The sequence below is a fragment of the Absicoccus sp. genome (genome assembly GCF_034090965.1).
Lineage (GTDB): Bacteria > Bacillota_I > Bacilli_A > Erysipelotrichales > Erysipelotrichaceae > Absicoccus > Absicoccus intestinalis.
Genome location: NZ_JAXDRQ010000024.1, coordinates 16,101 through 33,383, shown reverse-complemented (window position 1 = coordinate 33,383; position 17,283 = coordinate 16,101). Strand labels below are relative to the sequence as shown.

15 protein-coding genes are annotated in these 17,283 nt (G+C 39.7%); 14 read left to right on the top strand and 1 reads right to left on the bottom strand.

What is annotated here, in order from left to right; genetic code table 11:
• Positions 1-66 precede the first annotated feature (66 nt).
• From SOS22_RS03700 to SOS22_RS03675, 6 genes are all read left to right on the top strand, one after another.
• Positions 67-2,316 carry a glycogen/starch/alpha-glucan phosphorylase gene (locus SOS22_RS03700; RefSeq protein WP_320596351.1) on the top strand — a complete coding sequence of 750 codons (2,250 nt, stop codon included), beginning with the start codon at positions 67-69 and terminating at the stop codon, positions 2,314-2,316.
• 162 nt (positions 2,317-2,478) lie between these two features.
• The gene (locus tag SOS22_RS03695) at positions 2,479-3,552 is read left to right on the top strand and encodes an endonuclease/exonuclease/phosphatase family protein (RefSeq protein ID WP_320596350.1); all 1,074 of its coding nucleotides are present in this window, start codon (positions 2,479-2,481) and stop codon (positions 3,550-3,552) included.
• A gap of 13 nt (positions 3,553-3,565) precedes the next feature.
• Positions 3,566-3,979, top strand: a complete 414-nt coding sequence (locus SOS22_RS03690; RefSeq protein WP_320596349.1) for a hypothetical protein — start codon at positions 3,566-3,568, stop codon at positions 3,977-3,979.
• A 189-nt stretch (positions 3,980-4,168) separates the two neighbouring features.
• Positions 4,169-5,485, top strand: coding sequence for an MFS transporter (locus tag SOS22_RS03685; protein WP_277633593.1), 1,317 nt, complete (start codon positions 4,169-4,171; stop codon positions 5,483-5,485).
• On the top strand, positions 5,482-6,753 hold the full coding sequence (locus tag SOS22_RS03680; protein ID WP_320596348.1) for an MFS transporter: 1,272 nt from the start codon (positions 5,482-5,484) through the stop codon (positions 6,751-6,753). Before SOS22_RS03685 ends, SOS22_RS03680 begins: the two co-directional genes overlap by 4 nt.
• On the top strand, positions 6,731-8,533 hold the full coding sequence (locus tag SOS22_RS03675; RefSeq protein ID WP_320596347.1) for a CocE/NonD family hydrolase: 1,803 nt from the start codon (positions 6,731-6,733) through the stop codon (positions 8,531-8,533). Before SOS22_RS03680 ends, SOS22_RS03675 begins: the two co-directional genes overlap by 23 nt.
• Here SOS22_RS03675 and SOS22_RS03670 read toward each other — a convergent pair.
• Positions 8,530-9,402, bottom strand: coding sequence for a DMT family transporter (locus SOS22_RS03670; protein ID WP_320596346.1), 873 nt, complete (start codon positions 9,400-9,402; stop codon positions 8,530-8,532). The two genes, SOS22_RS03675 and SOS22_RS03670, sit on opposite strands and share 4 nt — an antisense overlap.
• Before the next feature lie 91 nt (positions 9,403-9,493).
• On the opposite strand from SOS22_RS03670, the gene SOS22_RS03665 reads away from it, so the two are divergent.
• The 8 genes from SOS22_RS03665 (at position 9,494) to SOS22_RS03630 (ending at position 17,281) form a co-directional block, all read left to right on the top strand.
• Positions 9,494-11,197 (top strand): class I mannose-6-phosphate isomerase, encoded by a 1,704-nt coding sequence (locus SOS22_RS03665; RefSeq protein WP_320596345.1) that lies wholly within the window; start codon positions 9,494-9,496, stop codon positions 11,195-11,197.
• A gap of 10 nt (positions 11,198-11,207) precedes the next feature.
• Complete coding sequence (locus tag SOS22_RS03660) at positions 11,208-11,942, top strand: GntR family transcriptional regulator (RefSeq protein WP_320596344.1); 735 nt, start codon at positions 11,208-11,210, stop codon at positions 11,940-11,942.
• Between the two features lie 3 nt (positions 11,943-11,945).
• On the top strand, positions 11,946-12,731 hold the full coding sequence (locus tag SOS22_RS03655; RefSeq protein ID WP_173446909.1) for a glucose-6-phosphate isomerase family protein: 786 nt from the start codon (positions 11,946-11,948) through the stop codon (positions 12,729-12,731).
• A complete protein-coding gene (locus SOS22_RS03650; RefSeq protein WP_173446910.1) occupies positions 12,721-13,296 on the top strand; it encodes a glucose-6-phosphate isomerase family protein in 576 nt (191 codons plus the stop codon). Before SOS22_RS03655 ends, SOS22_RS03650 begins: the two co-directional genes overlap by 11 nt.
• An 11-nt stretch (positions 13,297-13,307) precedes the next feature.
• Positions 13,308-13,499 carry a type II toxin-antitoxin system Phd/YefM family antitoxin gene (locus SOS22_RS03645; protein WP_320596343.1) on the top strand — a complete coding sequence of 64 codons (192 nt, stop codon included), beginning with the start codon at positions 13,308-13,310 and terminating at the stop codon, positions 13,497-13,499.
• Positions 13,500-13,810: 311 nt separating this feature from the next.
• Positions 13,811-14,977 (top strand): DUF349 domain-containing protein, encoded by a 1,167-nt coding sequence (locus SOS22_RS03640; protein ID WP_277634227.1) that lies wholly within the window; start codon positions 13,811-13,813, stop codon positions 14,975-14,977.
• 39 nt (positions 14,978-15,016) lie between these two features.
• On the top strand, positions 15,017-15,553 hold the full coding sequence (locus SOS22_RS03635) for a flavin reductase family protein (RefSeq protein WP_173446140.1): 537 nt from the start codon (positions 15,017-15,019) through the stop codon (positions 15,551-15,553).
• A 90-nt stretch (positions 15,554-15,643) separates the two neighbouring features.
• A complete protein-coding gene (locus SOS22_RS03630) occupies positions 15,644-17,281 on the top strand; it encodes a Na/Pi cotransporter family protein (RefSeq protein ID WP_320596342.1) in 1,638 nt (545 codons plus the stop codon).
• Positions 17,282-17,283 lie beyond the last annotated feature (2 nt).

The following is a 17,283-nucleotide window of genomic DNA, read 5'->3' as shown; positions in this document are numbered from 1 at the left end:
TGAGTAGAAAGGGCGGAAATAAAGGTATAATAAAGTTGCAAATGGAAACGTTTACAGGAGGAATGTATGCAAGTATCCGAACAATTAGAACATATTGTGGCTGCACAATATGAAAAGACATTGGATGAATGTACCAATGAAGAAATTTATGGGGCTTTACTACAATTAACCAAAGAGCGAATTCAGCATTGTTCGCATCCGCAATCGCAACGGAAGCTGTATTATATTTCAGCGGAATTCTTGATTGGCAAATTGTTGTCGAATAACTTGATCAATTTAGGCATCTATGAGGATGTTAAAACGTGTCTATCCAGCATAGGGAAACAATTAAGTGATATCGAAGAATTGGAATTCGAACCATCGTTAGGCAATGGTGGTCTGGGTCGTTTGGCAGCTTGCTTCATGGATAGTTTAGCGACTTTGGGCCTGAATGGAGATGGCATTGGCTTGAACTATCATTTTGGTTTATTTCACCAATTGTTCAAAAATCTCAAGCAATATGAAACCAAAGATCCATGGCTGAAACAACCCTCTTGGTTAGAAGATACCGGTATTTCTTTTTCGGTTGAGTTTGGGCATAGTCGCGTTACTTCCCATCTTTATGATCTAGATGTGGTAGGGTATGAAAGTGGTGTGAATACCTTGCATTTATTTGATCTCGATGGTGTGGATGAAAGCTTGGTCAAAGAAGGCATTGACTTTGATGAGAGCCTAGTTGATCGCAATTTGACGCTATTCTTATATCCGGATGATAGTACGGAGGCTGGACGTAGATTGCGGGTGTATCAAGAATATTTCATGGTATCCAATGCCGCTCAATATATATTATGGGAACAAAAGAAGTTAGGGCATGATCTTCATCATTTGGATCAATATGTATGTATCCAGATCAATGATACCCATCCTTCCATGATCATTCCGGAATTGATTCGGCGTTTGATGTTTGAAGGGGTGCGTCTAAAAGAAGCCATCAAAATTGTGTCTCATACGTGTGCGTATACCAATCATACGATTTTGGCGGAAGCCTTGGAAACATGGCCTTACGATACGTTGGCGGATATTGTACCGCAATTGATGCCAATCATTGAAGTCTTGCATATGGAAGCACCGCAAAAGGCAGGTACGGAAATTATCGATGCCAATCAAATGGTTCATATGGCAAGCATGGATATCCATTATGGATATAGTATCAATGGGGTAGCGGCGTTACATACGGAAATCTTAAAGACAAGTGAGTTGAAAAATTTTTATGAATTATATCCTGATAAATTTAACAATAAGACCAATGGCATCACGTTCCGTCGTTGGCTTCTATACACCAACCCAGACTTATCCGCATGGATCGAAAAACGTATTGGTCCTGGCTTTAAAAAGAATGCCGATGAATTAACCAAACTGGCTGCATTTGATCATGCAGAAGATCTGGCTGCATTGAAAGCCATCAAGGATCGGAATAAACAAAGATTGTGTGCGTATATGGAAAAGAGCCAAGGTATTCAAATGGATCCGCATAGTATCTTTGATATCCAGATCAAGCGGTTGCATGAATACAAACGCCAACAAATGAATCTGCTTTATATCATTTGGTTGATCGAACAGATTCGTGCAGGTTATCGTCCGGATCAGAAGGTCACGTTCATTTTTGGGGCCAAGGCAGCACCTGCCTATATTTTAGCCAAAGATATCATTCATGCGATCTTATGTGTAGAAACTATTATTGAACAGGATGACCTATTGAAGCAATATATCCAAGTGGTCATGGTAGAAAATTATAATGTCACAAAAGCCGAAAAGTTGATTCCGGCAGCGGATATTTCGGAACAAATTTCTTTGGCATCCAAAGAAGCAAGCGGTACTGGTAACATGAAACTGATGTTGAATGGAGCCGTTACGCTTGGTACGATGGATGGTGCCAATGTGGAAATTGCGAATTTAGTGGGCAAAGAGAACATCTATATTTTTGGTCAATCCAGTGAAACGGTCATTGCGCATTATGCCCATGGGGATTATCATCCGCAAGATTATATCGATGAAGAAGTCAAAACAATATTGGATTTCTTGGTTTCCGATGAAATGGTAACGATTGGCGATGCAACATGTCTGCAACGGTTGTATCAAGATCTGAATCATAAAGATTGGTTCATGGCATTGTTGGATCTGAAATCATATATTACGACCAAGAATCAGATGATCAAGGATTATCAAGATACGGAAAGTTGGATGAAAAAATCACTTGTGAATATTTCCAAGGCTGGTTTTTTCTCCAGTGATCGTACGATCGAGCAATACAATCACGATATTTGGAAATTGGATTAGTGCCATCTCTTTCTCCTATTTCATTCAAAAACTAATTCAATCCCATATAAGAAATATACAGGCGGCTGCCTGTATATTTTTATCCATTCGAGATTGATGGATAAGACATACAGTTGAGCTAATTTTTGGTATAATAAAACAAGAGACAGAAAGAGGAACAGTATGAAAAAATTTTTTAAGATCATCGGAATACTGCTTCTTTTGTGCATCGTCGTTGTACTTGGCTATTTTATTTATGTTTATGCAACGTATTATCGTGTGGCAGATCATCAACAATTATCCATTAGTCAGTTCGCAACAACCAAAACGTTGAAAACCGATACACAATATCGTATTTCGAGTGCCAATATTGGTTTTGGCGCGTATAGCGATGATTATTCATTCTTCATGGATGGGGGAAAGTATAGTCGTGCTCGTTCAAAAGAAGAGGTCAAGACCAATGTCGAAGGGGAGATTGCGACGATTCAATCGTTAAAACCAGATTTTGCGATGTTTCAAGAAGTAGATATCGATGGAACCCGAAGTTATCATGTGAATGAGTATCAAATGTTGGAAGTTGGACTAAAAGACGATACATCGGTGTTTGCCCAGAATTATGATAGTCCATATTTGTTGTATCCTTTGAATTCACCGCATGGAAAAAATAAAGCGGGCATGGCAACTTTTTCAGATGTGCAGTCAACGATGGCTACAAGACGTTCATTACCCATTGAAACTGGATTTAGTAAATTTATGGATCTGGATCGTTGTTACATCAAACAAGTGTTTGAGGTGGACAATGGCAAACGTTTTATTGTGTATAATATTCATTTATCCGCCTATACCACCAAAGGCGATACAGCTACAAAACAATTAAAGATGTTATTTACGGACATGGATCAAGAAGCACAAAAGGGTGCATATGTGATTGCGGGTGGTGATTTCAACAAGGATCTATTAAAAGATTCGTATGCCATTTTTAAACAAGGTGATAAAAATGTGGGGGATTGGGCCAAACCAATCGATACCTCTTTGATGCCAAGTTCGTTAGAATTGGTGGCCCCTTTTGATAAAACGAATCCGGTGCCTTCGTGTCGCAATGCGGATCGACCGTATTCAAAAGATGATTTTGTCTTGACCGTCGATGGTTTTATCGTATCGAAGAATGTCCAGGTCAAAGAAGCAAAGGTCGTGGATGCCAAATTCAAACATAGTGATCATAATCCAGTTTATTTGAATTTTTCATTGAATCAATAAGGGAGGAATGTCTATGTCAATCAAACAAGTTGTGATTCATTCGGATCTTCGTCGTCCGAATCAAATTTATCAAGCCAGTGATGAGGTGGAACAAAAATTGACGATTCAAAGAGATGGAACCGTACGATTGGATGCCATTAGTCATGAAGGCTATCCTTGTTGGAAAGAGGAAAAAGAAATTGATGAAGAACTGGCCATCGAGATCTTGGATCTGTTGGAGCAATATGCCAAACAACCAGCCGAACTCTCGCAGGCCGATGCCAGTGAATGGGAAATGCATATCGTTTATGATGATGATTCCCAACAAAAACTCAAAGGTCCTATGATTGGTAAGGTCTATGCAGGAGATGTCGATCTGACCGATTTTATTCGCAATCATCTGCCCTTCATGTCCTTGGGTGTCTTTGACAGAACCGATTCTCTATGATATAAAGGTCCATTTATATGAGTGGACCTTTTTAATATGTTTTTACTTATTTTTTTTATTCATTTTAAGCAATTTATTTTCGATCATGTGTTCAATCTATCCTGGATTGGACAGATTGACTGGAATGAAGGGTTTAGAACCCTTCTTTTTTGTTGTATAATCAAAAATATTATAAAAAGGAGGGAAATATTGAAAGCAGAAAAACGAAACTTGGTTCTGTTTATCATCAGCTATGTGATCAATAATTTAGCCAGTGGCGTTTTATACGATACGTATGTCAATTATCTTCAAGATGTGCAGCTATCGATAGCAACTTCATTTTGGGCCTTTTATGGCTATGCAACCTTTGTTGCGGCCGGCTTGTTGTTGCTGGCACCGAAACTTGGATATAAGAAGTTATTATATTTTTGTTCGTTGGGTACCGCCTTTGCGTTCTTTGGCGTTGTCTATGTAGGCAATCCAGCCATTTTGTATGTGGCCACGCTTTTGGCATTGACAGGAGTGCAACTGCACTTCATCATGTTGAGTCCATTTGTGGCAGCCAATACCGAAGATCTAAAAGACGATAGTATCCGGTGGTATACACGTACGTATTATATGGGCTATATTGGTTATTTGATTGCAACCTATGCTGGGGGTGCCTTGGTGGTGCAATTGTTTGCGATGTTGGAGCATATTTCTTTTGGTGCTGCACAAGAAGCAACACGCTATATCGTCCAAATGAGTCCATCGATGCATATGCTCTATCTACAAGCCAATCGTTTGGTATTGATCGTTGTTGGCATCATTGCTTTGGCATCCATTGTTCCGGTAGCGATGATCAAAGAGACTAAGTCAGTTCAACCAAAGAAGAAAGGCATTTCCATGAAAGAAAAGATGTCACAGGTACGAACGGTCTTTTTCAATCGATATGCACGAGCCTATTTGATCTATTGGGCCTTGATTTCCTTTGCGATGGGATTGTTCACATCGTATTATACGGTTTATTTAAATCGAAATCTGCATATTGATAAGGCCACCAGTTCTTTGATGGTTTCCATTTCGTATGTGGCCATTGTCTTATTTATGTTCTTTACGCCAAAATGTGTAAAGAAATTTGGAAAAGTCGGTACCATCTTTTTTACCGTGGTCTTGTCGGTTCCATTTATGTTGATCATTGGTCATGGTGATTTGTTTGGTGCTTGGGTCGTGCCTGTGGTAGGAACGGCGCTATTCATTCGGGCGGGCCTTGCCAATTTGTCCAGTCCAGCCGATAGTGCCTTATCAATGGATGTGGTGCCAAAGACCATGCGGCCTGTCTTTACTTCATTGGTGAATTTTATTGCTGGTATTGTCAGCATATTATCCGGTCGATTTACGGGTAGTTATTTATTTTTGCATCAATCGGGCTATCAAAGAGCCTATGACATTGCGGCGGTCTTATATTTGATTGCTGGATTTGTCTTGTATTTTGGTATACGCAAGTATAACCATAAGGAAGAAGAAATTGTGAGGGAAAATCTATGAATACATTTTTAAAGAAATTAGGTATGGGGCAGAAATTAGCGAAGAACTTCTGGGCCATCCTTATTGTTGCGTTTAGTGGAGCCATCATTTATGGCTTACCTTATTTTCGTTTTGATTATTATGATGCCTACTTAAAGACCTATCATTTGACCAATACCCAAATGGGTGTGTTTGGTAGTATCTTAGGTATCTTTGGTATGATCTCCTATTTGTTTGGTGGCGTGGTTGCGGACCGTTTCTCAACGCGTATGATCTTGACGGTATCCTTGATTGGTACGGGTTTGGGTGGCTTTGTACATCTATTGCCATTGAATTATTATCAGTTGGTTTGTCTCTATGCCTTCTGGGGTGTTTCGAGCTTATTTGCGTTCTGGCCAGCTTGTGTTAAAGCGGTACGTATCTTATCCGGATCGGATGATCAAGGAAAAGCCTATGGCTTCTTTGAGGGAGGTCGTGGTGTCGGTGCTGCCTTGATGGCCATGGGAGCTGTTGCCGCTTTCCGTTATGGCATTGGTCGCATCAATAATGAAGTAGCTGGTATGAAAGCCGTGATCTTATATTATTCCATCTTGACCATTGCGATGGGAATCTTCTGTTTCTTTACGGTCAAAGATGAAAAAATGGACCCAAGTGATCGTATTTCATTTAAAGGCATTGGGGAAGTCCTAAAGATGCCTGCTGTATGGATCATTGGATTTGTGACTTTCTGTAACTATGTATTTACGTTGTCTTTGTATTATTTTACGCCATATGCAACGAGTATTCTAGGTGCAACTGTTACGTTTGGTGCGATGTTAGCCGCCATGAAACGTTGGTTTAGTTTGTTTGGAAATATTGGTGGCGGTTATTTCTCCGATAAGTTTGGTACGAGCAAAGCTTTGCTGATCAGCTTTATCGTGATGATCGTTGGTACAGCTGCCATTTTGATCTTGCCTTTGAACAAATCCAGCATTGTGCCATTTACCATTTTGTTCATCGTGATCTATGTTTTCTATAATGTCAATTATGCCCAAACATGGGCGATGATGGATGAAGGTGCCGTTCCGGAAAAGTATTCTGGAACCGCTGCAGGTATCATTTCAACCATTGGCTATTTACCAGAAATCTTTGTTTCTTTATTGGCTGGTATCATGATTGATCAACATCCAGGTGTTGCAGGTTATCGACAATTCTTCGGTTTCTTGATTGTTATGTTGATTTTGGGTGCAATCTTTGTTGTGATCTGGAAAGCTTATTTGAAAAAACATGCCACAGCCAAAGCCAACTAAATTTGAAAAAGTCTATGTGGAAACGCCTGTAGATACCGATGGGGATGGGAAGCGGGATTTGATTGCGGTCTATATCAAACGACCGCTTGTATCCCATCCTGTACCCGCTGTGTATGTGGCCAATCCCTATATGCTTCATTGTAACGAAGATTGGTATACGCTTTATGATGTCAACACCAATATCAAAGCCTATCCCACCCAGGATATCGATGAAAAGGATATTCAATATATCTATGTTCCGAAAACCTTGGAGCATCGTCCGATTCATGGTCAAGCGGATGAAAACACCATGCCGGAACCGTCACCGAATCAATACGAATGCATTTCCGATCTATATGATCATTTGATCGATCGGGGCTATGCTGCCATATTTTGTGGCGGATTGGGAACCAAAGGCAGTGATGGCATCACTCTGACAGGATCACACGAAGAAATTCTTGCTTTTAAATCGGTCATTGATTGGTTGAATGGAAATGCTCTTGCCTTTACCAATCGTGAAGATGGAATCCAGATCAAGGCACATTGGTGCAGTGGGAATGTGGCCATGTCGGCTCGTTCCTATTTGGGAACCATGGCCATTGGGGTAGCCACAACGGGTGTACCTGGATTAAAGACCATCATTCCAGAAGCGGGTATTTCCAATTGGTATGAATATTATCGACACAATGGATTGACTTTGCCAGCCATGGATTGGCAAGGGGATGATTTAGATATCTTAGCGCGGTATTGTTTTTCACGCGCCTTGGATCCACAAGATTATCCCACCATTCAGTCACGCTTTGAAAAGAGCCAAAAACAATTACAGGAACAAGAAGATCGTGAAAGTGCCAACTACAATCGATTCTGGGATGAGCGCAATTATCTAAAACATGTTGAAAACATCCAGGCTTCAGTCTTTGTGATTCAGGGATTGAATGATTGGAATGTGAAACCCGATCAAGGCATTCGTTTGTTTGAAGCGATGCAAGCCCAAGGCAAAGAATGTATGATGCTTTTGCATCGTGGTCAACATATTTATACCTATCATTTAGAGGGAGCGCCCACTTTAGATTTAATTGATCGTTGGTTGGATCATTATTTGAAAGGGATCGACAATGGCATTGAAAAAGGTCCACGAATCTATGTGGAAAATAACTTGGATCAAAAACAATGGGATACCTATACGGTTTGGCCACCGGTCAAAGATCGATTCTTTGAATTCCATCATCCCGAAGCTACATTTATGGATGATCTCTCTTTAAGTGTATATGATCGAAAAGAAAAGAATACCCAGGCGTGGTTGGATCAATTGGTGACGGAAAAGAATGCCTTTTCCTATCGGTTGGATCTGCAATCGATCGAAAAGGAATCGCTTTTTTCAGGTCGTGCCAAGATTCGGTTTCGAGCCAAGATCAATCAGCCAACGGCTATCTTGAGTGCGATGTTGGTCGATGTCGGCAAACAATGCCGTTTGTTGGATACGTTGGATGGGGATGAAAATGTCCATTTTACTTTTCAACAAGAGAGTGAGTCTTCGGATTATTTTGTGATCAGTCGAGCATGGATGAATGCCCAAAATCGAACGTGCAATTATCGCAAAGAAGCCATTGATCCAAATACTTTCTATTCGTATGAGATGGAATTTGTTTCGAATGATTATCGCATCGAAGCTCATCATACCTTGGTTTTGATTCTCTATGGTATGGATGTGGATCAAACGCAATTGCCTTACACCAAAACGCAAATTACGATTGAAAAGGATTCAATTGAATTGTTTTTACCAATAAAGGCCACAGATTAGTCCGTGGCCTTTTTGCGTGGGGATACTTGTGAAAATACGATTGCAAGAAACATCAAAGAACAACCGGTAAGTTCTTGGATGTTGAGGGATTGACCTAGTAACAACCAGCCACCCAAAGCGGAAAAGACACTTTCTAAGCACATCACCAAAGAAGAAACGGTGGGATTTAGGCCTTTTTGACCAATGATTTGTAAGGTATAGGCCACTCCGGTTGAAAAGATGCCAGTGTACAACATAGGAATGAGGGCTTGTTTGAATGCCGGTAAAGTAATTGTTTCGGTTGTCATCATTAGTGTAGAAACAATGGCACAGAATAAGAACTGTCCACCAGATAATAAAATGGGATGACATTTGGTGACAAAATGATTCACCGCCAGGATTTGAAAGGTAAAGCCCAAAGCAGCAAAGAGCATCAAGAGATCGCCTTGATTGAAGGCAGCAATGGAACCATGGAAACAAAGGAGATAGAGACCCAACACGCTCATCAACACGGAGATCCAGATTTGTTTATGGATGGGTTTATGCAAAAACCAAGAGCAAATGGGAACAAAGATCATATATAGGGCCGTGATGAATCCGGCTTTTGCAGTGGTTGTATAGGCAATGCCAAATTGTTGCAGGATCGAACCAAAGAAAAGGCCTATTCCACAACAAACCGAACCGATAACTAGATCGCGATTTATACCGACTTTGCGAAGCGTATGGAGCAAGAGGGGAGCTAGTACAAAAAAGCCAAGCCAACTGCGAATGGCCATGAACGTAAAGGGACCGACCAAGTGGGAGCCAACGCTTTGGGCGACAAAGGCCATGCCCCAAATGATAGATGTTAATAATAAAATACCAATGTGTGTGATTTCTGTTTTATTCATGCTTGTAATTATATCATATCTTCTTACATATTTATTTGTTTCTTTACATTATAAGGTTATAACGATAGAATGAAGAAAAAAGGAGAAATGTATGTACGATTTACATCCAAGTAAACCATTAAATGGAAATGTCTATGATGGCTATCCAGCTATCATTGAAAAATTACAAGAAGCTTTAGCTGGTTATGATCATGCTGTATTGACACTTGATTTTTATCATGGGGTATCCAATGAAAATGTCTTGACCGAATTGATCGATGCATTAAGTCCCAATACGATTCTATTTGCGGATGCCGCTAAGAAAAGTGAAGAGGAGATCCAAGATATCTTGGGCCGACAAATTACCGATGATCGTGTGTTTGGAATCTTGACCACAGAAGTCTTAGATTCTTTATTTGATCCAAGTAAAGTAGAGGAATTACGCTCTCATATTGGCGATGGCTTAACAATTATCTATGGTGTGGGTGCTTCTTTGATCCATCCAGGAGATGTTCATGTGTATTTTGATATCACGCGATGGGAGATTCAATTGCGTTATCGTGCTGGTATGGATAACTGGGGTGCACAGAATTATGATGACGATATTTTAAGAAAGTATAAGCGTGGGTATTTTGTGGAATGGCGCATCTTTGATCGGTATAAATTCAAAGTGTTACCAGATTGCGATTTTTATGTGGATGCCTCTACTTTGGGTCATCCAAAAATGATCGATATGGATACCTATAAAAAAGGCATGAATTTATTTTCAACATCTCCATTTCGATTGGTTCCTTATTTTGATGAAGGTGTCTGGGGAGGTACCTGGATGCAGGAACATTTTGGTTTAGAGCCAAAAGAACATAATTATGCCTGGTGTTTTGATGGCGTACCAGAAGAAAACAGCATATGTCTAAAAATCAAGGATACATTGGTGGATATTCCCGCTATCAATTTGGTTCATGCCAAACCGAATCATTTGTTGGGAAGAAGAGTTCATGCTCGATTTGGGAAAGAATTTCCAATTCGATTTGATTTTTTGGATACCATCCATGGTGGGAACTTATCTTTACAAGTCCATCCATTGACCGAATATATCCAAGAGCATTTTGGCATGCATTATACCCAAGATGAAAGTTATTATATCTTGGATGCCCAACCCGATGCGCATGTCTATCTAGGCTTAAAGGAAGGCGTTGATTTTGATGCATTCATTGACGATTTACATACTTCCCAAGAAACAGGATGTCGGTTTCCAGATGAAAAATATATCAACAATATTCCTGTCAAAAAACATGATCATGTCTTGATTCCTGCTGGTACCATTCATTGTTCCGGAGCCGGAACGGTAGTGTTGGAAATTAGTGCCACGCCGTATATCTTTACGTTTAAATTGTATGATTGGGGTCGAGTCGGTTTGGATGGTAAGCCACGTCCTGTCAATATTGAGCGTGGAAAAGAAAACATCCAACAAGATCGAACGACATCTTGGATCATGCATAATTTGATTCATCGAGAAAAAGTGTTAGAAGAAAAGGACAACTATACCCTAGAACGTACGGGTTTGCACGAATTGGAATTTATCGATACTTTACGTTATTCATTTGATGAACGAGTAACGATCGAGATGGATGATAGTGTGAATATGTTGAATCTGGTAGAAGGAGAAGCCGTACAAGTGGTCTCACCAACCCAAGCGTTTGAACCGTATACCATTCATTATGCCGAAACCTTTATTGTACCGGCAGCAGTAGGAACGTATCAATTGGTAGCCATGAATGGACCGGTCAAAGTCATTCGTGCAAAGATTCGGAAATAAGAGGAGCAAGATGAAAACATATACGTTAGATCAACATGTGGGAGCAAAACCTTTATATGGGCAAGTACGGGATATTTTGTATCAAAAAATTGTGAATCAAGAATATGCACCGGGAGATTTTATTCCAACGGAGAAAGAATTGGAAAAAATGTTTGGGGTAAGCCGTATGACGATTCGTTTGGCTGTGGATGCATTAGTACGAGATGGCTTGGTTGTGAAAGAGCGGCCCAAAGGCACACGAGTCTTGGGACCTCGCATTGTCGAAAAACTGAATAAGGTCACCAGTTTTCATGAAGAAATGGAACGAAATAATGTGGATTATCGCGTACGAATCGCTCAAATGGATGTGATCCAAGCGGATGAAAGATTATCGAAGCATCTCCACGTTTCATTAAATGAAACAATATATCGGTTACATCGTGTATGTGAAATTTCACGAACGCCCTTTCTTTCCATGACGAGTTATCTACCGCGTTCCATTGATCTTCCGCTAGAAAACGAAATCTACAAAGGATCGTTATATGCGATTCTGGAACAAAAAGGCATCCATATCCAAAAGGTAGATGAGCAGATTTCAATTGCGTATGCCGATGAGCGTTTGGCCAATGAATTAGGAATTGATCAAGAGGCTCCGGTATTGAAGCGTATTCGTCTATCCTATGATCAAAAAGGTGAAATCGTGGAATATGTCGTGGTGTATTATCGACCGGATAAGTATGTGTATTCGGTATCGTATGGAGAATAAAATATGGCAAATCAAAAAATAGATCCTGGATTTTCCATCCAAGCGGATCTTTCAAATTTGGAATTTCAATATGGAGATGGCACATTTGGACCACAAACGGAAAAAAGACGATTGGATGCGATTCGTCAAAGTTTAAGTGATCCTGATGTAGATGGTCCAGACATTGTCTATGCGGTAGCGATGGATGTGGGCAAAGAAAAAGATCGAGAAGATCTAATAAAACGAAACTTATTGTATGGAGCCATGATCTTTGAAAAAGGAACGGTTGGCAAAGAACCCGTTCGTTCTCAAGGCCATGTGCATGCGAGTTCGCCTTCTTGTAACGATTCAACGTGTGAAGTGTATGAGATTTGGGCGGGTGCTGCTTATATTTATATGCAACAAACAACCGCAGATGATCCCGGTAAGTGTATGGCCGTATATGGAGAACCAGGCGATATCATCATTGTACCGCCACATTGGGCTCATTGTACGATCAATGCCGATCCAAGCGAGCCCATGTTGTTTGGTGCTTGGTGTGTAAGAGACTATGGTTTTGATTATACTGGTGTGCGTGCTCATCATGGTGTGGCATATTATCCAACCATAAAACAAGATACGATTGAATTTGTAGCCAATCCGATGTATCATGCCCAACCCATTGAAATACAAAAGGCTAGAAACTATCCAGAATTTGGATTAGAAAAAGGTGTACCTATCTATACACAATATGAACAGGATCCGAATCGATTTGAATTTGTCACAAATCCAACGAAATATGAAAAACTATGGAAAGAGTATGAAAAATAAAATCATAGAACCAAGATTAACAGAAGCTTGGAAATCCATCCCCATGGGCGAAGACATCACTAAAGCACAAACACATTTTGCCAATATTCAATCGATTTATGCCAATCCCGAAGGGTTCGATTCCGATACGTTGATGTATACGGTCTATGCCACTAAAGATGGGACTTTACTTTGGGGACAAACCATTTTAGAACCTGTATTCGTCAATGGAGAATGCAACATGACACGTGGCCATTTCCATGTTCGAAAAGATCGGGATGAATATTATTGGTGCCAACAAGGTGAAGGTTTATTGGCATTGATGGATGAAAGTGGCACTTGTTGGTTGGAGAAGATGCGATCGGGATCGTTGCATCATATTTCTGGACAATGGGCACATCGTTGCATCAATACTGGGAATACGCCTTTATCAATCATTGCGTGTTGGCCAGCCGATGCTGGTCATGATTATGGACGTACCTTTCCTATTCGTGTTTACAAGGAAAATGGTCAAATCCTTCTAAAGGAGCACAAGATAATGGATGGAAGGATAGGAGATAATATAGCCATAAAACATATATTATGAAAATTATTCCTATGGGTGATTTAAAAAACACCGTGCAAATTGAACGAATCTGTGCAGAAAAAAATGAATCTGTTTTTGTGACGAAAAATGGATATGGACGACTTGTAGTGATGGATATTAATTATTATGAGAAACCGATACAGAAAATGTGTGAGGCCGAAGCAATTTTAGATGGGGATACGGGAAACAAATATGGAATTTAAATGTTTTTGTATATCTTATGAAACTGCGTTTATTAGTGAGCGCAGTTTCATTCTTTTATATCTGAATAATGTTTTACAGATAGATCATGAACCAGACGTTCGGCGTCCAATATTGTCATGCTGGTTTCTTTGTTTGAAAAAAAGTTAAATTCTTATAATAATTGAATGAACCTTTCCTATTTCATTCTGGAAATTTAAATTCGCTAACTGAACTAAAATGATTGTGTACGGTTTCATTTGGCGAAATTTAGGATATGATGTAGAATATATAATATACATAAAACGTGCTATAGAGATTTGGGGTGTTTAAGATGGCAGAAGAGTATAAGAATTATAATGAAGAAGTCGATGATATGGATGCCGACATCGAAGAAAAAGAGGCTTTGATTCAAGAAGCAAAAGAAGTAGAAGCCAATGAAGAATTGACCGAAAACGAAAAGATTGATCGTGCTGAAGATTTACGTCGTCGTTTCCGTCGTATTCATTTTTCACAATCCGTTTATGAAGAACAACTTCATGATCAATTTGAAACCGTTCTCGATAAAATTTATGCGAAACGAGATGAACAAATTCAGAAGAGTGTTGCTTTAAAAGAAGATTTGATTAAACGTGCCAAAGAATTGGCCGATTCCGATCAATGGAAACAAACAACGGAAAAAATGAAAACCTTGATGGATGAATGGAAAGCGGCTGGTAATGCGGGTCGTAAAGATGATGAATTGTGGGAGCAATTCCATGATGCACGTCAAAAATTCTATGATCGTAAACACGAACATTGGGAAGAAATGAATCAGTCTTTTGAACAGGTTCGTCAAGTAAAAGAGTCTTTGATTGAAAAAGCTAAAGCTTTACAGAATTCAGAAGAATGGAAGAAAACATCACAGGCGTATCGTGATTTGATGGATGAATGGAAAGCCGCTGGTAGTGCCGGTCGTGAATACGAAGATGCATTATGGACTGCTTTCTGTGATGCACGACAAGTATTCTATGATCGTCGCAATGAATATTTTGATGCGTTGCATGAAAAACAAGATGAGAATTACGAAAAGAAGGAACAATTGGTTAAACAGGCACAGTTGATTGCGGAAACGGAATCGTATACGCGTGAGAATACGGAAACGATGAAGAATCTGAGTGTCGAATGGAAAGACATTGGTTCTTGTGGTCGTGAAAAGGAAAATAAGATTTGGTCGGAGTTCCGTAGTTTCATGGATAACTACTTTGAAGGTTTGCGTGCTTTCAATGAAAAGAAGCATCAAGACTGGGTAGAGCGTATGCATGATACGGTGGCGCATAAACAATCTTTGATTGATAATCAAAAGCGTCAGATCAAACAATTAAACGATGATATGAATGGTTTGTTGAGTGATAGTGAACGTGATCAAATTGAAGAAGATATCAAAGATAAAGAAAAATTCATTTCCGAATTGGAAGATGAAATTGCTGATATCGATGAAAAATTAAATGAAGAGAATTAGCAGATACCGTTGTATCTGCTTTTCTAAAGGAGACAAAAGATGATCAAAAAAACAGTGAATGTATCGGAATATGCACAAAATATTGTGGAAGCTTTACCAAAGGGTATTTTATTAACAACCAAAGATCAAAAAGTCAATACGATGGTTATTGGTTGGGGTCAATTGGGTGTAAATTGGGCATTGCCTATTTTTACTTGTTTCATTCGTGAACATCGTTTCACACGTGAACAATTGGATGCCACTGGTGAATTCACATTAAATATTCCATTAAATGGTGCCAATCCAACCATTACGAAGATTTGTGGAGCACAGAGCGGGCGAGATATCGATAAGATTGAAGCTGCTCATCTTCATTTAGTGGATGGAGAAGAAGTGAATGTACCGGCCATAGTGGAATATCCATTGACATTGGAATGTAAAGTCGTACAGAAACAAGCCATTGATTTGGGTGCTTTGGATGAATCCCTACAAAAATGGTATCCACAAGATGTAGATAGTTATGCGACGGGTTCCAATAAAGATACGCATATTGCGTATAGTGCCGAAATTGTCCATGCATACATCATTGAATCGTAAAAGCTTTGTAAAGATTATGTAAAGTCCAAGTGATTGGACTTTTTTTATTGTAAAGTGAAGGTAAAGATGAGATAGAGGAGAAAACTCTTTATGGAAATTGTGATAAACCTTATGGGTGGATTGGCATTGTTTCTGTATGGTATGCAGATGATGTCTGGTGGTCTGGAAGCTGCGGCTGGAGACCGGATGAAATCGATTTTGGAGAAATTAACGACCAATCGTTTTATAGGAATTTTATTGGGTTGTGTGGTCACTATGATCATTCAATCGTCATCAGCCACCACAGTCATGGTGGTTGGTTTTGTGAATGCGCAAATGATGGCATTGCGACAAGCTGTATGGGTCATCATGGGTGCCAATATTGGTACGACCATTACGGGTCAGTTGATTGCGTTGGATATTGGTGCCATTGCTCCATTGATTGCTTTTATTGGTGTGGCCATGGTGATTTTCTTAAAGGGAGAAACCAAGCGCCAAGTTGGGGAGATCATTGCCGGCTTGGGTATCTTATTTTTAGGTATGAATATGATGTCGAGTGCGATGATGCCATTGCGTCATAGCGATGCGTTTATTAATATGGTGTCTAACTTTTCCAATCCTTTGATTGGTATCTTGGTTGGGGCAGGTTTTACCGCTTTGATCCAGTCTTCATCGGCTTCGGTTGGTGTCATGCAGGCCTTGGCTTTAAGTGGAATCATTGATTTGCATACAGCGGTCTATGTTTTGTTTGGGCAAAACATTGGTACGTGTATTACGGCGGTCTTGGCTTCAATTGGTGCTGGTCGGGAAGCGAAACAAACGACCATCATTCATTTGAGTTTTAATATCATTGGTACGATCATCTTTACGATTATATGTATGAGTACACCATTAACGGATTGGGTCATTTCTTGGACGCCAACCAATGCACCAAAACAAATTGCGAACATGCATACGTTATTTAATGTTTGTACAACGATCATATTGATTCCATTTGGTTATAAATTGGCGGATTTTGCCGAAAAGATCTTACCAAGCGAACCAGAAAAGAAAAAAGATGGTTTATTATATCTGCAACCATTACCTAAATCCAATAAGTTGATTGGTGCCAATGCCATCAATGTTTATCAAGTGAGTGATGAGATCATCCATATGATGGATGTGGCTTATGAAAATGTGCAAGATGCATCCAAACAATTGATTTCCTATTCGAGTGATCGATGTGATGTGATCCTCAATCGCGAAAAAGAAGTCAACAAATTGAATGAAGCGATTTCGGAATATATCACAACGGCTTTATCCGCTCCAAACATCAATGCGAATGTGTCTCAAGCATTAGGCGCTTTCTATTTGTCTTTGGTGCATTTGGAACGAATCAGTGATTATTCCGTGAATATTTCCAAACAGGCTCAGAAACAAGCCGAAAATAAATTATCGACCAAAGATCTGGATATGATCTTGCATATGTCAGAGATGACCATGCATTCCAAAGATTATATATATGATCTAGATGCCATCAAGCAAAATACGAAAAAGCTCCATTCTTTGATCCATACATGGCGAAAGGAACAAATTGAAGAGATCAAAGACAATGTGATGGATTCCGAAACAGGTATCATGATGTCGCGGGTCTTCAATGATTTTTTACGTATCAATGATCATGCCGAAGACATTGCCGAACAATTTGATTCCATTGAAGTCGATCTGCATGAAAATGAAATTGAACAAGAACCAGTACCAGCTCAATAAGT

Coding starts and splice junctions, on each gene's coding strand:
- SOS22_RS03700 (WP_320596351.1), top strand. CDS start 67: ATGCAAGTATCCGAACAATTAGAACATATTGTGGCTGCACAATATGAA.
- SOS22_RS03635 (WP_173446140.1), top strand. CDS start 15,017: ATGATCAAAAAAACAGTGAATGTATCGGAATATGCACAAAATATTGTG.
- SOS22_RS03660 (WP_320596344.1), top strand. CDS start 11,208: ATGAAAACATATACGTTAGATCAACATGTGGGAGCAAAACCTTTATAT.
- SOS22_RS03690 (WP_320596349.1), top strand. CDS start 3,566: ATGTCAATCAAACAAGTTGTGATTCATTCGGATCTTCGTCGTCCGAAT.
- SOS22_RS03630 (WP_320596342.1), top strand. CDS start 15,644: ATGGAAATTGTGATAAACCTTATGGGTGGATTGGCATTGTTTCTGTAT.
- SOS22_RS03665 (WP_320596345.1), top strand. CDS start 9,494: ATGTACGATTTACATCCAAGTAAACCATTAAATGGAAATGTCTATGAT.
- SOS22_RS03680 (WP_320596348.1), top strand. CDS start 5,482: ATGAATACATTTTTAAAGAAATTAGGTATGGGGCAGAAATTAGCGAAG.
- SOS22_RS03670 (WP_320596346.1), bottom strand. CDS start 9,402: ATGAATAAAACAGAAATCACACACATTGGTATTTTATTATTAACATCT.
- SOS22_RS03695 (WP_320596350.1), top strand. CDS start 2,479: ATGAAAAAATTTTTTAAGATCATCGGAATACTGCTTCTTTTGTGCATC.
- SOS22_RS03640 (WP_277634227.1), top strand. CDS start 13,811: ATGGCAGAAGAGTATAAGAATTATAATGAAGAAGTCGATGATATGGAT.
- SOS22_RS03650 (WP_173446910.1), top strand. CDS start 12,721: ATGAAAAATAAAATCATAGAACCAAGATTAACAGAAGCTTGGAAATCC.
- SOS22_RS03675 (WP_320596347.1), top strand. CDS start 6,731: ATGCCACAGCCAAAGCCAACTAAATTTGAAAAAGTCTATGTGGAAACG.
- SOS22_RS03655 (WP_173446909.1), top strand. CDS start 11,946: ATGGCAAATCAAAAAATAGATCCTGGATTTTCCATCCAAGCGGATCTT.
- SOS22_RS03645 (WP_320596343.1), top strand. CDS start 13,308: ATGGGTGATTTAAAAAACACCGTGCAAATTGAACGAATCTGTGCAGAA.